The sequence below is a fragment of the Arthrobacter sp. 131MFCol6.1 genome (assembly GCF_000374925.1).
Classification (GTDB): Bacteria; Actinomycetota; Actinomycetes; order Actinomycetales; family Micrococcaceae; genus Arthrobacter.
The window spans coordinates 912,561-933,778 of record NZ_KB895541.1; the positions used below are offsets into that span (position 1 = coordinate 912,561).

At 65.9% G+C, this 21,218-nt stretch carries 14 protein-coding genes; 7 read left to right on the forward strand and 7 right to left on the reverse strand.

All coding sequences use genetic code 11. The features are described from left to right. Positions 1–28: 28 nt before the first annotated feature. On the reverse strand, positions 29–676 hold the full coding sequence (locus C566_RS0104340) for a ComEA family DNA-binding protein (protein ID WP_018773114.1): 648 nt from the start codon (positions 674–676) through the stop codon (positions 29–31). A 914-nt stretch (positions 677–1,590) separates the two neighbouring features. Here C566_RS0104340 and C566_RS21990 point away from each other — a divergent pair. Beyond that, the gene (locus tag C566_RS21990; protein WP_018773115.1) at positions 1,591–2,184 is read left to right on the forward strand and encodes a hypothetical protein; all 594 of its coding nucleotides are present in this window, start codon (positions 1,591–1,593) and stop codon (positions 2,182–2,184) included. On the opposite strand, the gene C566_RS0104355 is transcribed toward C566_RS21990, so the two are convergent. The 3 genes from C566_RS0104355 to leuS form a co-directional block, all read right to left on the reverse strand. Beyond that, complete coding sequence (locus C566_RS0104355) at positions 2,168–2,353, reverse strand: hypothetical protein (protein ID WP_018773116.1); 186 nt, start codon at positions 2,351–2,353, stop codon at positions 2,168–2,170. The genes C566_RS21990 and C566_RS0104355 overlap by 17 nt on opposite strands. A 113-nt stretch (positions 2,354–2,466) precedes the next feature. Next, a complete protein-coding gene (locus C566_RS0104360) occupies positions 2,467–3,543 on the reverse strand; it encodes a DegV family protein (RefSeq protein WP_018773117.1) in 1,077 nt (358 codons plus the stop codon). 135 nt (positions 3,544–3,678) lie between these two features. Then, a complete protein-coding gene (leuS, locus tag C566_RS0104365) occupies positions 3,679–6,210 on the reverse strand; it encodes a leucine--tRNA ligase (protein ID WP_018773118.1) in 2,532 nt (843 codons plus the stop codon). Positions 6,211–7,084: 874 nt separating this feature from the next. Between leuS and C566_RS0104370 the strand changes: the two genes are divergently transcribed. The 4 genes from C566_RS0104370 to C566_RS0104385 are packed head-to-tail and all read left to right on the forward strand — an operon-like array spanning position 7,085 to position 14,803. Next, positions 7,085–10,234: an efflux RND transporter permease subunit gene (locus C566_RS0104370; RefSeq protein ID WP_231386242.1), complete on the forward strand. Its 3,150-nt coding sequence runs from the start codon at positions 7,085–7,087 to the stop codon at positions 10,232–10,234. After that, entirely contained in the window at positions 10,231–10,689 is a 459-nt protein-coding gene (locus tag C566_RS0104375; RefSeq protein ID WP_018773120.1) for a hypothetical protein, read from the forward strand. Before C566_RS0104370 ends, C566_RS0104375 begins: the two co-directional genes overlap by 4 nt. Before the next feature lies 1 nt (position 10,690). Continuing rightward, positions 10,691–13,837, forward strand: coding sequence for an efflux RND transporter permease subunit (locus C566_RS0104380; protein ID WP_018773121.1), 3,147 nt, complete (start codon positions 10,691–10,693; stop codon positions 13,835–13,837). Positions 13,838–13,867: 30 nt separating this feature from the next. Beyond that, a complete protein-coding gene (locus C566_RS0104385; RefSeq protein WP_026266376.1) occupies positions 13,868–14,803 on the forward strand; it encodes a hypothetical protein in 936 nt (311 codons plus the stop codon). Between the two features lie 133 nt (positions 14,804–14,936). Here C566_RS0104385 and glpK read toward each other — a convergent pair whose 3' ends face one another. The 3 genes from glpK to C566_RS0104400 form a co-directional block, all read right to left on the reverse strand. Continuing rightward, entirely contained in the window at positions 14,937–16,451 is a 1,515-nt protein-coding gene (gene glpK / locus C566_RS0104390; RefSeq protein ID WP_018773124.1) for a glycerol kinase GlpK, read from the reverse strand. 42 nt (positions 16,452–16,493) lie between these two features. Beyond that, on the reverse strand, positions 16,494–17,246 hold the full coding sequence (locus C566_RS0104395; RefSeq protein WP_026266377.1) for an MIP/aquaporin family protein: 753 nt from the start codon (positions 17,244–17,246) through the stop codon (positions 16,494–16,496). A gap of 156 nt (positions 17,247–17,402) precedes the next feature. Further along, entirely contained in the window at positions 17,403–19,169 is a 1,767-nt protein-coding gene (locus C566_RS0104400) for an FAD-dependent oxidoreductase (RefSeq protein WP_018773126.1), read from the reverse strand. Between the two features lie 123 nt (positions 19,170–19,292). Between C566_RS0104400 and C566_RS0104405 the strand changes: the two genes are divergently transcribed. Both C566_RS0104405 and C566_RS0104410 read left to right on the forward strand, forming a co-directional pair. Continuing rightward, the gene (locus tag C566_RS0104405) at positions 19,293–20,255 is read left to right on the forward strand and encodes a sugar-binding transcriptional regulator (RefSeq protein ID WP_026266378.1); all 963 of its coding nucleotides are present in this window, start codon (positions 19,293–19,295) and stop codon (positions 20,253–20,255) included. Between the two features lie 83 nt (positions 20,256–20,338). After that, the gene (locus tag C566_RS0104410) at positions 20,339–21,208 is read left to right on the forward strand and encodes an aldo/keto reductase (RefSeq protein ID WP_018773128.1); all 870 of its coding nucleotides are present in this window, start codon (positions 20,339–20,341) and stop codon (positions 21,206–21,208) included. Positions 21,209–21,218 lie beyond the last annotated feature (10 nt).

Consider the following 21,218-nt stretch of genomic DNA (forward strand, 5'->3'; position numbering starts at 1 on the left):
GGTCCGATTCACGCCGGGCTGTGCCACGTCAGATACCCACCAACGGGAGCAGGGCCTCGAGCAACTTGGGACCGATCCCGTCAACGGCGTCGAGCTCCTGCACGGTCTTGAACCGCCCGTGCTGCCGGCGCCAGTCCACGATCCGCTGCGCCAGCACCGGCCCGACGCGCGGGAGAGTCCCGAGCTCCTCGAGGCCGGCGGTGTTGAGGTTGACCTTCCCACCACCGCTGACTGGCCCTGTGCCGCCCGCACCGGAACCGGGCGCAGATGAGCCGCCCGCGGGCGCATCCGGCTCATCGGGTTCGCCGCGGATCGGCACCAGGACTTTCTGCCCATCCTCCAGGACGGCTGCCAGGTTGAGCCGGTCCGGGTCCCCGAGGCCAGCGGGTCCGCCGGCGGCCGCAATCGCCTCGTGCAGACGGCTTCCCGCCGGCAGTTGAACCACCCCCGGGCTGGCCACGGCACCGGCAACATGGACCTCGATGCTTTCCGGCTCTCCGGAGCCACCGTCTCCCGGAGGCGCGGTTGTCTCGCCAGGTGCGGGACCTGGTGCTTCCTCGGCGGCAGCGGCGGAGTCGCTGAGAGCCACCACCTGAGCGCCGCCGGTGCCGGCCTGCCACCAGAAGCAGCCGCCCAACAGCACTGTGAGGACGCCCAGCAGAGCCGCAGCCTGCACCCCGGTCCTGGCCCGCAATCGCAAAGTTGACGGGTGCCTCCCTGCACGGCGGTACCCGCGGGTTGCATCCGCATGGCGTGAAGGGTCGCCCCCAACGCGCCGTCCAGCAGCGCGGACGGCTTCGGCCGCCCGGGTCGGAACGGGGGTGTCCGGTGCCGGCACCTGCACCTCCAGCAGCCCCATGGAGTTGCCTGGTTCCCGGCCGGGATCCGGGAATTTGTCCGGATTCGCAGCGTCCCCCGCATCCCGGGCATCCCCGTGCGTCGCCGCCAGGCGTTCACGGGCAGCCCTAACTCCCGTGTCGGATCCAGCTCCCGGGTTGCGGCGTGACATGGAAACGACTCTAGGCAGCCCTCACGCCCGCTGATACCGGGGACCGGGCGTATGTGGAAATACCTGAGTAATACGCGTAGATCCCCGGCATCAGGCAAGTATTCCCTACGCTGGTGCCCGCCCGGACCCGGTGGTAACGTCTGCATCCAATCGAGAAGACTTTGCCGGCTGGGGGCAACCCTGATCGCCTGGATGTAAACATCAGGCGGCGAAAGCTGGTGTGCAATGAAGTGGTTGTTTGGGCCCGCGGCGGTTCTGGCGCTTGGCGGTGCCATGCTGCCGGCCCCGCCCGTTGTGGCAGATACAACGCAAGCCACTTCAACCCAGGTCGTGAAGTTTTCTCTGGAAAGCAGCTTCTGCCCTCAGCACGGTCTTTACGGCATAGCGCATGTTTCGGTCGACGGCACGGCGGGAATGAATGCCGACCAGAATTTTATCTGGACGACCCAAACAGCCGCCACATCCATCCATGCCGTTCCGCCGCAGGGCGCCGTCGCCAATGTCACGATTGTCTACCACTGCAACGTCCAGGTGCTCTGGTGGCTGGAGCCCGGCAGTGCCCACAGGGTGAAAGCGGCCCTTTGGGTCAACGGCTCAGGCGAGCAGCCCAGCTACACTATCGGGCCGAATCAGCCAGCCCCCGGGCCAACGCCTCCAACAACGCCCCCGCCAACGACTCCGCCTCCGACGACCGCGCCGGCGACCCTGCCATCAACCGCCCCGCCGACGTCAGTGTCAACAACCGCGCCCACGCCTTTGCCGACGACCCTGACGACGATCCCGGCACCCCTTGCGCCGACCCCGCCGCCGGCGGCCATACCGACCACCGAGCCAACGTCCGAGCCAACGTCCGAGCCAGTGACCGTGCCGACGACCCCGGCAACGCCCGCGCCGCCAACGTCCGAGCCAACGTCCGAGCCAACGCCAGCGCCGACGGTCGCGCCAACCACCCCGCCAACGTCCGAGCCAACGACCCTGCCAACGTCGGAGCCAGCCACCCCACCAGCCACCCCACCAACGTCCGAGCCAACGTCGGAGCCAACGACCCTGCCAGCGACACCGCCAACGGCATCGTCCACACCTGCGTCGACGGAATCGCCGACGCCCGGACGGACATCGCCCGTGCCTACCCCCTGAAACGCAGTTACGGCCCGGGGTTCACTTCTGATAGGTGATGTACGCCTCGTACTGCACCCGCCACTTGTCCGCGGCCTTGGGATCCGGCACCGTGGTGGTGAGGAACTGAACGCTGGTCACTTGGCCCTTGAGGTATTTCAGCCACTTGGTCACCTCTTCGGCAACGTCGCGGTCGAATTGGGCTACGTGGTGCACCTGCATTGCCATGGCGGCCTCCGGATTCGCATGTTCGCTGGGTTCGGTGGAGTGACTTTACCGCCGCCGCCCGTTCACGGCCAGAGGCCAGCGCCCGCGCAGATGGAGCGGATGGACCCGCCGGACTAGTCGCCGGCTTCCGTCTCTTCGGCCGCCGCCCCGCCAGGGCGCGCTTCCCCGCCCGCCGGGGCAGCGACGTCCCCGGCGAAGGCATCGGGCTTCGCTGCGGTTGGGGTGCTGCCCTCCCCCACGATCACCGCCAGCACACCGAGCCCCGCATGGGCCGCCAGGACGGCCGGGAGTGCGCTGATCTGGGCCGGCGGGCATTCCGGCAATGCCACGGCCAGGCGCCGGGCAAGGTCTTCGGCCTCGGCCTGGTTGCCGAAGTGGTGCACCGCCAGCCGTGCCTGCCCGGCAGGGCGGGTGGAGGCGTCAGCGGCCACGATTTCTTCGAGCCGTGCGATGGCCTTCCCCGCTGACCGGACCTTTTCCAACGGGATAATCCGGCCATCGTCAACCGCCAGGATGGGTTTGATCGAGAACATGGTCCCCCAGAGCGAGGCCGCCGCCCCGATCCGGCCGCCCCGGCGCAACTGTTCCAGGCTCGGCACATAGAAGTACACTTTGGTGCGGTCCAGCCTGTCCTGCGCGAAGGCCAACACCTCGGCCGCGCTCCTGCCGTCGGCGGCCGCGACCACCGCGCCCTGCACGCCCATCCCCTGCGCCATTCCAACCGTCCGGGAGTCGAGGACCTCTACCGGGATGCCGACCCGTTGGGCTGCCAGACGGGCGGCGTCGGCAGTCCCGGAAAGCCCTGCGGAGATGTGAATGGAGACCACGGACTGAAAGCCACGCTCGCTGGCCTCCCGGTAGGCGTGTTCAAACTGCCCCGGTGACGGACGCGAGGTCTTGACGGGCTTGCCGCTGGCCAGTGCCACGGCGATGGTCTCCGCAATGTCGTCCTCACCTTCGCCGTAGATTTCGGCGCCGACCATAACGGGCATGGGGACTACAGTGAGCCGACCGTCAGCAGCGAGAGCCCGGATCCAGTCGGCGGGCAGCGCGGCAGCAGAGTCCGTGACCACCGCAACCTGCACGACGGCGGCCGGAGCCGCTTCGGGGATGCCTCCCCGGGAACCCTGCCGCAGGCGAACAAGCCGCTCGCGCAGCCATGGCCAGCCTGACGGCTCGCGGTCTGGCACGAAGGACCTCCTGCTGTGGGGACGCATGGACTTTTTTGCCGGCGAGGGCAATCGTGCCCGTCCCATTGCCTGCACTGGTTGCCTGTACTGGCCGCCGGGGTCAACCGGCGGCCAGTGTCAGGCTAGTACGCCCGGCTAGGCCGGGACGATGTTGACCAGTTTAGGCGCCCGCACGATCACCGTGCGAAGGGCACGGCCGTCGAGGGCGCGCTGGACATTTTCCGATGCCAGCGCCAGTTCGCGCAGGTCTTCCTCGGAGATGTCCGGGGAAACCTCCAGCCGGTCCCGCACCTTGCCCTGCACCTGGACGACGGCGGTGACCGTGTCCTCCACGAGCAGCGCTTCGTCGTGGGTGGGCCAGCCGGCGTTGGCGACCGATGCCGGGTGCCCCAGGACGTTCCACAGGTCCTCGGCGGTATAGGGCGCAAACAGGCTCAGGATGACGGCTACGGCTTCCACGGCTTCGCGGACTGCGGGGTCTGCGCCGCCGGCACCGCCGACTGCGTCAATAGTCTTGCGGGTGGCGTTGACCAGTTCCATCAGCTTTGCCACAACCACGTTGAACTTGTTGTGCTCCAGCAGTGCCTGCGCATCGGCGATCGTGCGGTGGGTGACGGTGCGCAGGGCACGGTCACCGGTGGCGACGTCGACGCCGGGTGCGCTTGTTACGTCCTGGCCGAGGCGCCAGGCCCGGGCCAGGAACTTCGCGGAGCCCGACGGCGATACGTCCGCCCAATCGACGTCGTCCTCCGGCGGGGAGGCGAAGATCATGGTCAGGCGGACAGCGTCGACGCCGAACTTGTCCAGCTGTTCGCCGAGGTCGACGCCGTTGCCCAGGGACTTGCTCATGGCCTTGCCGCCGTTGAGGACCTGCCCCTGGTTCAGGAGCGCGCTGAACGGCTCGTCCGCCTCGATCATGCCGAGGTCGTGGATGACCTTGGTGAAGAACCGCGCATAGAGCAGGTGCAGGATGGCGTGCTCCACGCCTCCCACGTACTGGCCCACGGGCATCCAGTCGTTGATCTTCTCCGGATCGAACGGACCGCCGGTGTACTGCGGGGAGACGAAGCGCAGGAAGTACCAGGAGGAATCCACGAAGGTGTCCATCGTGTCCGTGTCCCGCTTGGCCGGGCCGTGGCAGTTGGGGCACTCGACATTGACCCAGCTTTCGACCGCGGCGAGCGGCGACGTGCCCTTCGGGGACAGGTCTTCGCCGCGCAGGTCCGCCGGCAGGGTCACGGGCAGCTGATCGTCCGGGACCGGGACCTCGCCGCAGGCCGGGCAGTGGATGATGGGGATCGGGGTGCCCCAGAACCGCTGCCGGCTGAGCAGCCAGTCACGCAGCCGGAAGTTCACGAACTTCTCACCGGTGCCCAACTCGCGCAGGATTTCGATGGCCGCCGGGATGGCCTCGGCCTTCGGCAGCCCGTCGAGGCCGCCGGAGTTAATCAGAGTCCCCTCGCCGGTGGTGGCGATGCCCGTGGCAGCGGGGTCTTCCTCGCCGGTGTCCAGGACTGCCCGGACGGGCAGGTCAAAGGTCTTGGCGAAGTCAAGGTCGCGCTGGTCATGGGCCGGGACGGCCATGATGGCGCCTGTGCCGTAGTCGGCCAGGACATAGTCGGCGGCCCAGACGGGCAGCTTTTCGCCGTTGAGCGGGTTGGTCGCGTAGCGCCCGGTGAAGACGCCCGTCTTTTCGCGCTCGGTGGACTGGCGCTCGATCTCGGAGAGCGCCTTGACCTGTTCGCGGTAGGCGTCCAGGGCAGCGGCGTGCTCGTCGGTGACCAGTTCGACGGCGAGCGGCGCGTCGGCGGCGACGACGAAGAACGTGGCGCCGTAGAGAGTGTCCGGACGCGTCGTGAAAACGGTGACATCCTTGGCGGCTTTGCCGCCGTCGGCCTCGATCACGAAGTTGACGTGGGCGCCCTCGGAACGGCCGATCCAGTTTTTCTGCATCGCGAGGACGCGTTCGGGCCAGTGCCCGCGCAGTTCGTCCATGTCATCGAGCAGGCGGTCGGCGTAGTCGGTGATCTTGAAATACCACTGGTTCAGGGACTTCTTGGTCACAGGAGTGCCACACCGCTCGCAGGCCCCGTTGACCACCTGCTCGTTGGCCAGCACGGTCTGGTCCTTGGGGCACCAGTTGACCGGCGAATTCTTTCGGTAGGCCAGTCCACGCTCGTAGAACCGCGTGAACAGCCACTGGGTCCAGCGGTAGTACTCCGGGTCGGAAGTGTGCAGCCGGCGGGACCAGTCCGCCGAGATTGCGTAGCGCTTGAACGACGCCGCCTGGGTGTCAATGTTGGCGTACGTCCACTCGCTGGGGTGCGCGTTGCGTTTGATCGCTGCATTTTCCGCGGGCAGGCCGAAGGAGTCCCAGCCGATCGGGTGCAGCACGTCGTAGCCCTGCTGGCGCAGGTAGCGCGCCACGACGTCGCCCATCGCGAACGCCTCGGCGTGGCCCATATGAAGGTCACCGGACGGATACGGGAACATGTCCAGCACGTAGCGGCGTTCCTTAGAGCCGTCATCGAGCGGCGTGAAGACCTTCAGGTCTTCCCAGACCTGCGGCCATTTGGCTTCCATTGCCGCGAAGCTGTAGGCACCTTCCTCGGGCCCCTCCGCCGCGGCTGCTGGCGATCCGGTCTGTGTTTCCGGCTGAACGCTCACTGCTGGCCTCTTCTGTTCTATGCGGCCTGTTATCCCAGGCCTGTCTACCTTCAGGCCTGCCTGCCGCCAGGCCTGTTCACCATCAAGTCTGCACTGTCACGGCCGGCTGCCCGGCCCTGACTCCATACTGTCCGTACGTGGTACTCCTGCTGTTACTTCGTGCGTTGCGGCCCGGAATGTACCCCGGACACACAAAAGCCCCTCGACATGGAGGGGCCGCCGCTCGGCAATCCGGGGACTCTTCGGAATCGAGGTCTCGTCGGGATGCCGGGCGGCTAGCTAAGCAGGAGCACGGCGCGCATAGGACCACTTTAGCCCCTCGGGCTGGTTCGCGCTGAACCGACGGGCCCCTTGCGGCCCGGTAGTCGCAGTCGACTCGCGCTCCGGCGCCCGGCGCGGGCCGCTATGTCCACAATTGTTACAAATGACATACCTATGGAATAGCGGTACTTACTGCCAATTGCTGGACGCATCGGGCGAGTAGTCACGACAGCAATTCGAGTAGCTCGGCGTATAAAAACAGGTAGAAAAATAGCGAATACTCGGGTGGCCGTCCGCGGGTGGCCGGCCCGTTCCACGCAATTCGATCCGAATGCGGATTATGAGCCTCCAGGCTGGGAGAAACCCGTGAAAACCCGGGGGTGAAGCTTAAAATTTGACCTTGCCAAACGATTCAAATGGGAACACTATTCGATAAAGATCAGCAAATGGGATCTCTTGGGGGGATTCGCAAATGGTCTCGGGTTGAGGAGCCTGTAATGTATCAATTGCGCAATTCTTCCGTGCAACTGCCGAAAACCCCCACCGGCCGCGATCGCGACGCCGGCTCCCTGGAACAGGGCTAGCCATGTTCGGCTGGATCACCCGTTTCAGTATGCAGTTCCGCATCCTGGTTCTTGCGATCGCCGGCGGACTCATTGCCTTCGGGGTAGTGAACGTCCCAAACGTCGCCATCGACAGCATGCCGGAGTTCGCCCCGGCCCACGTCGAGATCCAGACCGAGGCCCTGGGCCTCTCAGCTGCCGAAGTTGAACAGCTCATCACCGCTCCGATGGAAGCCGACCTCCTTAACGGGGTGGCGTGGCTCGATGAAATCCGGTCCAAATCAGTTCCCGGCCTATCCTCAATCGAGCTCGTGTTTGAGCCGGGCACCGACCTTCTGCGCGCCCGCCAGCTCGTGGCCGAACGCATGACCCAGGCCCACGCGCTGCCGAACGTCTCGGCACCGCCGCTGATCATGCAGCCGCTGTCGTCAACCAGCCGCGTCCTTATGGTCCGGATGAGCTCCAAAGAGCTCTCCGGGATCGAAATGTCGGTCCTGGCCCGGTGGAAGATCAAGCCGCGGCTGATCGGCATTCCCGGTGTCGCCAACGTTTCCATTTGGGGCCAGCGCGAGCAGCAGCTCCAGGTCGAGGTGACCCCCACGCAGCTGCGTGAGAAGGGCATCACGCTCGAACAGGTCATCAAGACCACGGGCAACGCCGTCTGGGTGTCGCCGCTGAGCTTCCTTGAGGCGTCAACTCCCGGCACGGGCGGGTTCGTAGAGTCGCCGAGCCAACGGCTGGGCATCCAGCACGTCCTGCCCATCCGAACGCCGGCCGACCTGGCCAAGGTCAGTGTCGAAGACGCCGGATCTCCCATGCTCCTGGGTGACATTGCCCAGGTAAAGGAGGACCACCAGCCGCTGATCGGCGATGCCGTCGTCGGCCAGGATGCTGGCCTCCTGCTGGTCGTGGAGAAGTTCCCCGGAGCCAGCACGCTGCAGGTCACCAAGGACCTCGAAGCTGCGCTGAACGACATGCAGCCCGGCCTTTCCGGAATCCAGATGGATACGTCCGTCTTCCGGCCCGCCTCCTTCCTGCAGGATGCCGTGGACGGACTCGGCCTGGCGCTGCTCGTGAGCCTCCTGATCGCCGTCCTGCTCTTCTGGGCCCTGTTCCGTTCCTGGCGTGTCGCCGTGATCGCCCTCGTGGCGATCAGCACCACGGTCATGGCGGCGGGAGTGGTGCTCTACTTGCTCGATTCCACACTGAATATCTCGATCCTCGCCGGCATCTTGCTGGGCGTGTCCGTGATTGTGGGAGACATCGTGGAGGATGTGCAGGCGCAGCGGCGCCGGCCGTTGCGGGCCACGGAGACCGAAACCGATGCCACCATCAGGTTCCGCATGGTCCAGCTTGTCCGCAGCGTCCGCACACCACTGTTCCACGGGTCCCTCATCATGGCCCTCTCCCTCGTTCCCACGCTGTTCGTTGCGGGAGTCGGAGGCGCGTTCTTCCAGCCCCTCTTCTGGTCCCTGGCGTTGGCGCTGGCCGTGTCAATGGTGGTGGGTTTGTCCGTGACACCGGTCCTGGCGTACCTCCTGCTTCCCGCCGAAAACTCCCGGCGGGCGGACTCGCGCAGCGTTGTCCGGGCCAAGTCCACTTACGACCGGGCCCTCGAGGGGGCACGTTCCCGCCGCACCCTCAGCCTCGTCGCCGTGGCCGTCGTTGGCCTGCTGGGACTCGCCGCCGCATCGCAGCTGGTCGGAAACCGGGCGGTCGTGCCGACGATTCCGGACCGAACGCTCCTGGTGCAGTGGGACTCGATGGCAGGCACGTCCAACGACGAGGTCCGCCGGGTGGCGTCCAAGGCGTCCGACGAACTGCGGACCCTGCCGGGTGTTTCAGGAGTCGGCGGGCACATCGGCCGCGCCATTTCCTCCGACCAGGTTGTCGGGAACAGTTCCGCGGAACTCTGGGTATCCATCACACCGGATGCCAACTTCAGCGAAACGGAGCAGGCGGTCCGTGACGTCGTCCAGGGTTACCCGGGCATCGCCCACAACGTGGTGAACTACTCCCAGCAGCAGATCGGTCAAGAGCGCAGCAGCATGGATCCCGGATTCGCCGTCCGCGTCTACGGAACCGACCTGACCGTCCTGCGCGAGAAGGCCGAAGAGGTCCGCAAGGCCATCGAAAAGGTCGACGGCGTGAAGAACCCGACGATCAACGCCAGCACCATGACGCCCGTCGTCGAAGTCGAGGTCAACCTTGAGGCGGCGCAAAAGGTCGGCATCAAACCCGGCGACGCACGGCGCGCGGCTGCCGCCCTGATGCAAGGCATCGTCGTCGGCAACCTTTTCGAACAGCAGAAGGTCTTTGAAGTGGTGGTGCGCGGCGCGGTGGACGTCAGGGATGACCTGACCAGCATCCGTGAACTCCTGCTCGACACGCCCAGCGGCGGCCAGGTCCAGCTGGGCCAGATCGCCGACGTCCGGCTCGTGCCCAGTGAAGTCGTGATCCTGCATGATGACACCTCACGCCGGATCGATGTCGTGGCCGAGGTCAGCGGACGTCCGCTCGCGGATATCCAGCGCGACATCAGCGCGGCGATCGAACAGGTTCAGTTCCCGCTGGAATACCACGCCGAAATCCCCACGAAGTACAGTGAACAGCTCGCCGGGGATTCCATGGTTCTGTGGATCGGCGCGGCTGCCCTCCTGGGCATCCTGCTCCTCCTCCAGACAGCCGTGCGGAGCTGGAAGCTGGCGCTTGCCGTCTTCCTGTCCCTGCCGGCCGCGCTGGCCGGGGCCGCCGTGGCAGCGTGGATCGCGGGAGGCGCCATCACTGTGCTGGCACTCACGGCCTTTGCCGCGGTGCTGGCGGTCGCTGCCCGCAACGCGGCGCTGCTCTCCGCCCGGACTGACGAGCTGTGGCGGGCCGCCCCGCACGAATCCCCTGACAAGGTCATCATGATGGCGGCCCGGGACCGGGTATCGCCCATCCTGAAGGCCGCCCTGATCACGGTGGCGATCCTGATCCCGCCGGGACTCTTCGGCGGCGCCGTTGGCGGGTCCTTCCTGGGCCCGATGGCCCTGATCATTGTCTGCGGACTCATCACCACAACTCTCATCGGGATCTTCGTACTCCCACTGCTCGCACTCTGGTTCGGGCCCAGTTCCGCCCCGGAAGAGTGGGCCGAAGTGTACGAGGCCGAAGTTCCCGTCCAGCCCGTTACGCAGGAAAAGGTGGAAGCAAAATGACCAGCCAACAGCCCTCGCGGCGCCTGCCCCTGGCGGCCGCTGTATGCGCAGCACTTCTGTTCGCATTGCCCGCCTGTGCCCAGACGACCGCGGCGGCCCCCGCCGCCGTGTCCGCCAACGAACCCGCCAAGGTGGAGAAGAATGCCGCAACCGGCATCGCGAAACTGACGTTGACGGAGAAGGGAATAGAACGCCTGGACCTGAAGACCGATACCGTCAAGGCCGGAAAGGGAACGGACGTCGTCGTACCCTACTCAGCCCTGCTCTACGACGCCAGCGGAAAGACCTGGGTGTACACCAACCCGGCCCCGCGGGTCTACCAGCGGCAGCCGGTGACGGTGGCCAAGGTGGAGGACGGAGTGGTCACGGCCTCAGCCGGCCCCGCGGTCGGCACCGCAATCGTGACGGTCGGCGCGGCTGAACTCTTCGGCGCTGAATTCGATACGGCGCACTGACATGCGCCGGATTGTCGCTGCAAGTCTGAGGTTCCGGTCCATCATCATTGCGATGGCGGCCGCCCTCATGATCGTGGGCGGCGCGCAACTGAGCAGTGCTTCGGTGGATGTTTTCCCGGAGTTCGCACCGCCCCGTGTCGAGGTCCAGACGGCATGTCTGGGTCTCACTGCCTCCGAAGTCGAGGAACTCGTCACGGTTCCGATGGAGCAGGCCTTCAACGGCATAGACGGCCTGGACCAGATGCGGTCGAAGTCTGTGTCGCAGCTGTCCGCCATCGTGATGGAGTTCAAGCCCGGGACCGATCTGCTCACCGCCAGGCAGCTGGTGTCTGAGCGGATGGCAACGGTCATACCAACCCTGCCTACCTGGGCCGCGCCGCCGGTGATGCTCCAGCCGCTGTCCTCCACCAGCCGTGTCATGAAGATCGGGCTGTCCTCCGAGACCCGCTCCCTGATCGAAATGTCCATGGTTTCCTACTGGAACATCCGGGCACACCTGTTGCGGGTGCCGGGCGTGGCGAACGTGGCGATCTGGGGCGAACGCCTTCAGATGCTCCAGGTCCAGGTTGATCCGGCCAAGCTGGCAGCCAACAACGTGACGCTGGAAAACGTCATGAACTCCACGTCCGATGCCTTGGACGCCGGGTTGCTCAAGTACTCACCCGGCGCCTTGATCGGCACCGGCGGGGCGCTGGAAACACCCAGCCAGAGCCTGACCATCAGGCACGTACAACCCATCACGTCTCCGGCGGACCTTGCCCAGGTGCCGCTTGAGGAACGTGAGGGATTGCCTCCCCTGAAGCTCGCCGACGTGGCAACTGTCGTGGAGGACCACCAGCAACTGATCGGTGACGCGGTCATCAATGGCGGCCCCGGACTGATGCTGATCGTCGAAAAGCTGCCGTGGGGCAACACCCTCGAAGTCACCCGCGGGGTCGAGGAAGCGCTGAAGGAACTGCAGCCCGGCCTGACCGGGATCGCAGTCGACACCACCCTGTTCCGGCCCGCCTCGTTCATCGAGGAATCGCTCGGCAACCTGAGCCTCGCGCTGCTGCTGGGCTGTTTCCTGGTGGTCCTGGTGCTGAGTGTCTTCCTGTTCCAATGGCGGACAGCACTGGTGAGCGTGACGGCGATCCCGTTGTCGCTGATGGCAGCGGCCCTGGTGCTGTATTGGACCGGAGGCACGATTAATACGATGGTGCTTGCGGGGCTGGTGATTGCCGTCGGGGTGGTGGTGGACGATGCCATCATCGACGTCGAGAACATCGTCAGACGGCTCCGGCACCACCGGGCCAGCGGCGGGACCGAAAGCACCGCCCGCGTGGTCGTCAATGCCTCCCTGGAAGTCCGTGGCCCCATCGTCTACGCCACTTTGATCATCGTCGCCGCCACGGTGCCGATCTTCTTCCTGGACGGACTGACGGGTGCCTTCTTCCGCCCCCTGGCCACTGCCTACACCCTGGCCGTGATGGCGTCCATGCTGGTGGCCCTCACGGTCACGCCGGCGATGGCGTACATCTTCCTGCGCAACGCCAAGCTGGAAGACCGGGATCCGCCGGTGGTCCGGGTTCTCAAGCGCTGGTACGGCGCCGCCCTGCGGCCCATTGTGAAGCGCCCGCTCCCGGGCTACCTCGCGGTGGCGGCACTCGGCGTCGTCGGAATCATAGCGGCACCGCTCCTGGGTCAGTCGCTGTTGCCCTCGTTCAAGGAACGTGACTTCCTCATGCACTGGGTCACGCAACCCGGCACCTCCAACGCCGAGGAAGTTCGCGTTAGCCAGCTGGCTTGCCGGGAGCTGATGACCATTCCAGGTGTCAACAACTGCGGGTCCCACATCGGTCAGGCTTTCGCCGCCGATGAGGTGGTGGGCGTCAACTTCGGCGAGAACTGGATCAGCGTTGACCCCTCGGTCGACTACGACAAGACCCTGGCCTCCATCCAGCAGGTCGTGGACGGGTATCCCGGCATCCACCGGGACGTCCAGACTTACCTCAAGGAACGTGTCCGCGAGGTGCTCACCGGCACGGGCTACTCGATCGTGGTCCGCGTGTACGGCGATGACCTGGACACGCTGAAGAAGCAGGCGGACAAGGTCAAGACTGCCCTGGCCGGCATCGAGGGGGCCATCGGCGCCAAAGTCGCCCTCCAGGTCAACGTTCCGCAGGTGGACGTTGAGGTGAACCTGGACGCCGCCAACCGCTATGGCCTGAAGCCCGGTGACGTCCGCCGTGCCGCGGCCACCCTGGTCTCCGGCGAGGAGGTCGGCGACGTCTACCGGGACGGCAAGGCCTACGATGTCCAGGTCTGGAGTCCTCCGGCAATCCGGACCAGCGTCACAAGCATCGAGAACCTCCCGCTGGACACTCCCAGCGGGCAGAAGATCCGGGTGGCCGATGTCGCCAAGATCACGGTCAAGCCCACTCCCAACGTCATTGAGCGTTCTGAAGGGTCCCGCCGTCTCGATGTCAGCGCCAACGTCAAGGAAGGCGATCTCGCTAAAGTCGTCGAGAAACTCGAATCCGATCTCCAGTCGGTGGAGTTCCCCACCGGGTACAGCGCCGAGATCCTGGGCGAATACGCGGAGCGGCAGGCCGCCTCGCAGCGGCTTCTCCTCTTCGCGATGGGCGCCCTGGTTGTGGTCTTCCTCCTGCTCCAGGCGGCATTCCGGAGCTGGCGGCTTGCCGTGCTGGGCATCCTGACGCTGCCGGTGGCACTGGTGGGCGGGGTGATCGCCGCGCACATGAGCGGCGGAATCCTGTCTCTCGGTTCGCTGGTCGGGTTCCTGACAGTGATGGGCATCGCCGCCCGCAACGGCATCCTGCTCATCAACCACTGCCAGCACCTGGAACAGTTCGAGGGAATGACCTTCGGACCTGCCTTGGTCCTGCGGGGCGCAGCCGAACGCTTGTCACCAATCCTGATGACTACGCTTGCCACCGCCCTCGCCCTGGTCCCGCTGGTGGTGATGGGCAACCGGCCCGGCCATGAGATTGAGCACCCCATGGCGGTGGTCATTCTGGGCGGCCTTGTCACGTCGACACTGGTCAACCTGTTCATCGTCCCATCGCTCTACCTGCGGTTCGCCAAGAAGGGCCCGTCACGCCGTGACCGCCAGCCCGGCCAGCCGGAACCCGTCCCTGTCGCCTAGTACCACCACCAATAAGGAGAGGCCAGTCAGATGACACCACTATCTAAGAGATTTACCGCTTACTGCTCCGCGGTCTTGCTGGTGGTGGCATCGCTGACGGCGGCGACGGCGGCCGCGGCGACGGCCGCCGCCGCGCCGGCGGCCACGAGTACCAAGGAACTGTGCGGCCCCGGCTCGGTGCTGAGGTTCAACCGTTCCGCGTTCCCGGCAAAACCGAATATCGACAACCAGTGGCTCAGGCTCAGGCCCGGGATGCAATACACCACAACCGGCAAAGTAATCTCCCCGGACGGGACGACCACCCGCACGGTTGTCAGCACCGTCACAGGACTAACCAAGGTCATTGACGGGGTCAAGACGATCGTGGTCTGGGACCGGGACTACTCCGACGGTGAACTCGTGGAGTCCGAACTCGCTTTCTTCGCCCAAACGGAGAAAGGGACAGTCTGGCTCTTCGGCGAATATCCGGAGGAGTACGAGAACGGGAAGTTGGTCGGCGCGCCCAGCACGTTCATCAGCGGCATCGACAGGGCCCGGGCCGGCATCGCCATGCAGGCCAAGCCGCACCGGAACACCCCTGCATACGTCCAGGCCTATGCCCCCACCGTGGACTTCCTGGACTGCGGGGACGTATTCGCGAAGAACCAACGAGTCTGCGTCCCCACGGGATGCTACAACGACGTGCTGGTGATTGATGAGTTCAACCCGCTCGACCCGCCAAGCGCCGGCCACCAGCGCAAGTTCTACTCAGCCGGGACCGGGCTCATCAAGGTGACAGCAGTCGGCGGCGAAGACCAAGAGTTCATGGACCTGGTCAAGATCACCAGGCTCACCAGCGCGGTGCTGGACAGGATCAACACCCGTGCCCTTGAGCTCGACAGCAGGGGCTACACAGTCAGCAAGGACGTCTACGCCAAGACGCCGCGTGCTGTCGTGCGGACCCCGTCTACGCGGCCCGTGCCCTGAGGGACAAACCCGACGCGGGACAGCGCTGACGCAGACAGTGAAGAGCTCCGGCCAGGTTTCCCTGGCCGGAGCTCTTCTTTGTCCGCCGAAGCCGTACCCGCCGGGGCGGCACCCGGCGGGTCGGTGTGTGCGCCTACTTCACGTCGTCATCAACCCAGTCCATGGACTTGGTGACGGCCTTCTTCCAGAGACGCATCTGGCGTTCCCGCTCGGCCTGGTCCATTTGCGGCTCCCACCGCTTGTCCTCGGCCCAGTTGGCCGAGCACTCGCCCAGGTCCTTCCAGAATCCGACCGCCAGGCCGGCCGCGTAGGCTGCGCCCAGCGCCGTCGTCTCGACCACCTTCGGACGGATGACCGGCACGCCGAGGATGTCCGCCTGGAACTGCATCAGGGCGTCGTTGGCGACCATGCCGCCGTCGACCTTCAGCTCCGTCAGCGGGACGCCTGAGTCGGCGTTGACGGCGTCGAGCACCTCGCGGGTCTGGAAGGCGGTGGCCTCCAGCGCCGCGCGGGCAATATGGGCCTTGGTAACAAAGCGGGTCAGGCCCACAATGGCGCCACGGGCGTCCGAGCGCCAGTACGGCGCGAAGAGGCCGGAGAACGCCGGAACAATGTACACCCCGCCGTTGTCCTCCACCGAGGCCGCGAGGGTCTCGACCTCCGGGGCGCTGCTGATCATGCCGAGGTTGTCACGCAGCCACTGGATCAAGGAACCGGTGACGGCAATGGAGCCCTCCAGCGCGTAGTGCGGCGCCGCGTCGCCGAGCTTGTAGCCGACGGTGGTCAGCAGCCCGTTCTTGGAATGGATAATTTCCTCGGCCGTGTTGAAGATCAGGAAGCAGCCCGTGCCGTAGGTGTTCTTGGCTTCCCCGGCATCGAACGCCGCCTGCCCGAACGTGGCCGCCTGCTGGTCGCCCAGGATGCCGGCCACAGGAACCTCGCGCAGCAACTGGGAGGTGTGCACCGTGCCGTAGACCTCGGAAGAGGACTTGATGGTCGGCATCATGGAGGCCGGGACACCGAACGCGTCAAGAATCTCCTGGTCCCATGACAGCGTCTCAAGGTCCATGAACATGGTCCGTGAGGCGTTGGTCACGTCCGTGACGTGCACTCCGCCGTCGGTCCCGCCGGTCAGGTTCCAGAGCACCCAGCAGTCGGTGTTGCCGAAGACGAGGTCACCGGCCTCCGCCTTGGCCCGGGCGCCTTCGACGTTGTCCAGGATCCACTTGATCTTGGTGCCCGAGAAGTAGGTCGCCAGCGGCAGGCCCACCTTCTGCTTGAAACGTTCCACCCCGCCGTCCTTCGCGAGTTCGTCCACGATCGGCTGGGTGCGGGTGTCCTGCCACACGATGGCGTTGTAGATCGCCTCGCCGGTGGTCTTGTCCCACACCACCGCTGTTTCGCGCTGGTTGGTGATGCCGACGGCGGCGATGTCGTGCCGGGTCAGGTTCGCCTTGGACAGAGCCGAGCCGATCACTTCGCGGGTGTTGTTCCAGATTTCAGCGGGGTTGTGCTCCACCCAGCCGGGCTGGGGGAAGATCTGCTCGTGCTCCATCTGGCCGGAGGAGACGATGCTGCCGCTGTGGTCGAACACGATGGCGCGGGTACTCGTGGTGCCCTGGTCGATGGCAACTACGTACTGGTTCATATTGACGTCCTTGTCTGTTTAGCGTGGCAGTTGATCTGGCAATCAGAGGGGTAGTACAGGGGGGATGATCGGCACAACAGCGGCCACGAGGCCGCCGAGGCCGCCACCGATCAGGGGTCCGACGACCGGGATCCAGGAGTAGCTCCAGTCGGAGGACCCCTTGCCCTTCATGGGGAGGAGGGCGTGCGCGATGCGCGGGCCCAGGTCACGGGCCGGGTTGATGGCGTAGCCGGTGGGGCCGCCGAGGGAAACACCGATGCCGACAACCAGCAGGGCGACCGCCAGCGGGCCAAGTCCGGACGGTGTCCCGCCGAAGGTCAGGATGACGAAGACGAGGACAAAGGTGCCGATGATCTCGGTGATCAGGTTCCACGGGTTCGAGCGGATCGCCGGGCCGGTGGAGAAGACGGCCAGCTGGCTGGCGGGCTCGGATTCGGCATCGAAGTGCTGCCGGTAGGCCAGCCACATGATGACGGCGCCCAGGAAGGCGCCGGTCAGTTCCCCGCCGAAGTAGGTCAGGGTTGAGGCGAAGTCGACCGGAACGCCGGGGGCGTACAACTTCTTGCCGTTGACCAACAGGCCGAAAGTCACGGCAGGGTTCAGGTGTGCACCTGAGATGGCGGCAACATAGACACCGGAGAAGACGGCAATGCCCCATCCCCAGGTCACCATCAGGAACCCGCCGTTGTTGCCCTTAGTGCCTTTGAGCGCAACGTTGGCCACCACGCCGCAACCCAGCAGGGTCAGCATGGCGGTACCGAATAATTCGGATAGGAAAACTATTCCAAGAGACATCTTTGACTCCTCTATTTTCTGTTGTCGGCGTCCGCGAGTTTGGAAGCCGTGGGGCCGGCAGCATGTTCGTGCTGCCGGCCAGCCACTGCGCCGGCCGCCGGGGCGGACCGCGCAGTGCTTGCACCCGGGCTTCCCTGCCCGGGCACGCAAGCAATATCAGGCGACCAGGCTGTGGACCCGGACACCGTGGAACCGTTGGAGCACCTCCTGTGCGTGGCTGATCTCTGTGGCCCGGCGTGCCGCGTCCCAGCCGAGCGGTCCGGAAAGGATGTCCGCAACTTCATTCAGCAGTTCCCCGGTCACCAGGCCGCGGAAAGCCAGGGACGTGCGGCGGATGAGGACGTCCACGAGGTGCCCGATCTGCTCGTGGGCGGCCATGAACTCCAGTTCGCGGGTGCTCAGCTCACGCGTCGAATGCAGCAGCCGGTCCGGCCCGCCGGCCGGCCCGTCCAGGAACCGGATGACTTCTTCGGCGCGAGTCCCGTAGCGGGTCAGCAGCCCGGTGACGCGGGCGGCGTCGCGGCCGGCCGACATGTGGGCCTTGATCCAGCGCTGGACGCCGTCCTCGCTGTCCGGGAACCCTGCTCCGCCGCCGATGGCGAGCTTCGCCGTCGAAACCTTCCGTTCCAGGCCGAGCTCGGCCAGGACGTCGTTGCTCAGGTGCTCGGCCAGGGCCCGGAACGTGGTCCACTTGCCGCCGACGAGGCTGAGGACGGCTCCGCCCGCCGCCTGCCGGCGTTCGATCCGGTAGTCCCGGCTGACGAACCCGGGCTGGGTGGCGTCATGCTTCGGCAGCGGGCGCACACCGGAGAACGAGTAGACAATCTGGTCCCGGCCCACCGGGATGTCCGGGAAGACGTGGCCGATCAGGTCAAAGAAGTAGTCGATTTCCGCCTCGGTGCACACGGCGTCCTGGGCCATGTCGGCGTCGACGTCGGTGGTGCCGACCAGGACGCGGTCCCCCATCGGATAGATCAGCACGATCCGGCCGTCGGTGTGCTCGAAGAAGATCTCGCGGCCGTTGCACGCCGCGAGCAGCTCCGGATGGTCCAGCACGATGTGCGAACCTTTGGTGCCGCCCATGAACGACGACGCCGCTCCCATGGCCTCGTTGGTCAGGTCGACCCAGGCGCCTGTGGTGTTCACGACGACGTCGGCAGTGAAGTCGAACATCTCGCCGGTCAGTTCGTCGCGCAACTGGACCGTGGTTCCGGGGGTGCCGGTGGTCCCGGAGCCACCGAGGGAGACAAGCGAAACGTAGTTGCTGGCGCGGGCGTGGCTGTCCGCACCACCGGCCTTCTCGCCATCCTGGAGCACGTCGAGGGTGAGGCGCTCGGGGTTGTGGACGGAGGCGTCGAAGTAGGTGGCCGCGTATTTGATCCCGGGGTGCAGCCGGGGCAGCTCCTCCAGGGCGCGCTTGCGTCCGCGGAACTGGTGGCGCGGGACCGTGCCGCCGTCGCGGGAGAAGAAGTCGTACATGCTCAGGCCGAGCTTGATCAGGAACGCCCCGCGTTCGGTGTGCTTGCCCTGCTTGTGGGTCAGGAAGCGCATGGGGGCGGCCAGGACTCCGGAGAAGGTGCTGAAGATCGGGATCGTGGTCTGCAGCGGCTTGACGTAGTGCGGTGCGATCCGCAGGAGCCTGTTGCGCTCGGTCACGGATTCCTGGACGAGGCGGAACTCGCCGTTTTCGAGGTACCGGATGCCGCCGTGGATCATGTGGGAGGAGGCGCCGCTGGCGCCCTGGCAATAATCGCCGCGCTCAACGAGCGCCACATCCACGCCCTGCAGCGCCAGGTCACGGAACGTGCCGACCCCGTTGATTCCGCCTCCGATGATCAGAACCTGCGCGTGCCGCCGCGTCCGCAGCTTCTGCACCGAGGCGCGATCGTTCGCCGGTGTGCCGACTGAGTCCTTCTGTCCCAAAACTGCTCCCTTGGGTTTGATTCTGTGCGGCACGCCCGTGGCGCGGCGCCGTTCAACACTATTCTTTGGACTAATGGAAAATGGAGTCAAGCACTATGCACAAACGTGCAGATGGGAAATTTCATGATGCATTCACGCCAGTCCGACGCCCTCCGCGCGGCCCAGCTGTATTACCTGCAGGACCTGACCATGGATGCCATCGCCCGCGAGCTCCGGACGTCCCGGTCCACGGTGTCGCGGCTGTTGTCGGCGGCGCGCGATTCAGGTCTGGTGCAGATCCAGATCCGCAGCCCGCTAGACACCGGGCCCGAACTCGAGGGCATGATCCGCGCCGAATACAAGGTGGATGTCCATGTCGTTCCGGTCGTGGACACCCTCAATGAGGCGGAAACACTGGACCGGGTGGCCATGCAGGCCGCCCGGACGATCGGACCGCTGGTGGACTCCAACGCCATCATCGGCGTCGCATGGGGCTCCACCCTGAGTGCCGTGAGCCGGCACCTGACGCGCAAGATCACCCACGACAGCGTGATCGTCCAGCTCAACGGCGCCGGGAACATGCAGACCACCGGCATCACCTATGCCTCCGACATCATGCGGCGGTTCGGCAGCGCCTACGGAGCACGGGTGGAACAGTTTCCCGTACCGGCCTTCTTCGACCACGCCGCGACCAAAAAGGCCATGTGGAATGAGCGCAGTGTTCAGCGGATCCTGGAGCTGCAGGCCCGGATGAGCATCGCCATCTTTGGTGTCGGATCGGTCGACGCCGACTACCCCAGCCACGTCTACGCCGGCGGCTACCTCGATGAAGACGACCTGAACGTGCTGGCGAACTCCGATGTGGTGGGCGATGTGGCCACGGTGTTCTTCCGCGCCGACGGGTCCTCGGGCGGCATCACGCTCAACGCGCGGTCCACCGGCCCGGGCCTGGCCCAGCTCCGCCAGGTCCGGCGCCGCATCTGCGTGGTGTCAGGTGCCTCCAAGATCAACGGGCTCAGGGGCGCGCTGGCGGCAGGACTGGCCACCGACCTGATCCTGGACGAGGCCAGCGCCCGCAGGCTGGTCCGGTTCGACGGACTGGGCTGAGCGGCCGCGGGGCACCGTGACGGGCGTGGTCTGCAGCAACGGCGGTCCGGCATCCGCCAGCGCCAGTGGGTAAAGTCTTTGTCATGAGACTCTCCCCCCGGCTGACCCTGAACAACGGCGTATTGATCGACCGGCTGGGATTCGGGCTGTACAAGGTCCCCCCGGCCGACGCCGCCAGCCTGGTGACCATGGCGGTCGAGACCGGCTACCGGCACTTCGACACCGCCGCCATGTACGGCAACGAGACCGGCGTCGGCAAGGGAATCGGTGCCCTATCCGGATTTGAGGGGACCGGCGGCGGCCCCGGGGAAACCGCACCCTATGTTTCCCGCCAGGACCTCTTCATCACCACCAAGGTCTGGAACGACGACCACGGCTACGACGCCACCATGCGTGCGTTCGACACCTCGATCTCCAACCTCGGCCTGGAGTACATCGACCTCTACCTGATCCATTGGCCGTGCGCGCGCCGTGGCCTGTTCCCGGAAACGTACCGGGCCCTGGAGACGCTGTACCGCGAAGGCAAGGTGCGCGCAATCGGCGTCTCCAACTTCCAGCCGCAGCACCTGGACCGGCTCCTGGAAACGGCGGAGGTGGTGCCCGCCGTGAACCAGATCGAGCTTCATCCCTGGCTGCAGCAGGATGAACTGCGGGAAAAGCACGAGGTCCTGGGCATCCGCACGGAGGCGTGGAGTCCTTTGGGCCGCGGCCAGGTCCTGAAGGACCCGGTGATCCTGGCCCTCGCGGCCGAACACGACCGCACGCCGGCGCAAATCATCCTGCGCTGGCACCTGCAGCTGGGCAATATCGCCATCCCCAAAGCCAGCTCGTCCGGGCGGATCCGCGAAAACTTCGAGGTCTTCGACTTTGAGCTCTCCCCGCTGGATATGACGGAGGTCGGCGGCCTCGAACGCGGCTTCCGGACCGGCTCCCACCCCGACAACGTCGCATAGGATTCGAACC

Excerpts from the sequence above, each read along its gene's own strand:
- C566_RS0104370 (WP_231386242.1), top strand. The coding sequence starts at position 7,085 with ATGCAGTTCCGCATCCTGGTTCTTGCGATCGCCGGCGGACTCATTGCC.
- C566_RS0104355 (WP_018773116.1), bottom strand. The coding sequence starts at position 2,353 with ATGGCAATGCAGGTGCACCACGTAGCCCAATTCGACCGCGACGTTGCC.
- C566_RS0104405 (WP_026266378.1), top strand. The coding sequence starts at position 19,293 with ATGATGCATTCACGCCAGTCCGACGCCCTCCGCGCGGCCCAGCTGTAT.
- C566_RS0104385 (WP_026266376.1), top strand. The coding sequence starts at position 13,868 with ATGACACCACTATCTAAGAGATTTACCGCTTACTGCTCCGCGGTCTTG.
- C566_RS0104395 (WP_026266377.1), bottom strand. The coding sequence starts at position 17,246 with ATGTCTCTTGGAATAGTTTTCCTATCCGAATTATTCGGTACCGCCATG.
- glpK (WP_018773124.1), bottom strand. The coding sequence starts at position 16,451 with ATGAACCAGTACGTAGTTGCCATCGACCAGGGCACCACGAGTACCCGC.
- C566_RS0104410 (WP_018773128.1), top strand. The coding sequence starts at position 20,339 with ATGAGACTCTCCCCCCGGCTGACCCTGAACAACGGCGTATTGATCGAC.
- C566_RS0104375 (WP_018773120.1), top strand. The coding sequence starts at position 10,231 with ATGACCAGCCAACAGCCCTCGCGGCGCCTGCCCCTGGCGGCCGCTGTA.
- C566_RS0104380 (WP_018773121.1), top strand. The coding sequence starts at position 10,691 with ATGCGCCGGATTGTCGCTGCAAGTCTGAGGTTCCGGTCCATCATCATT.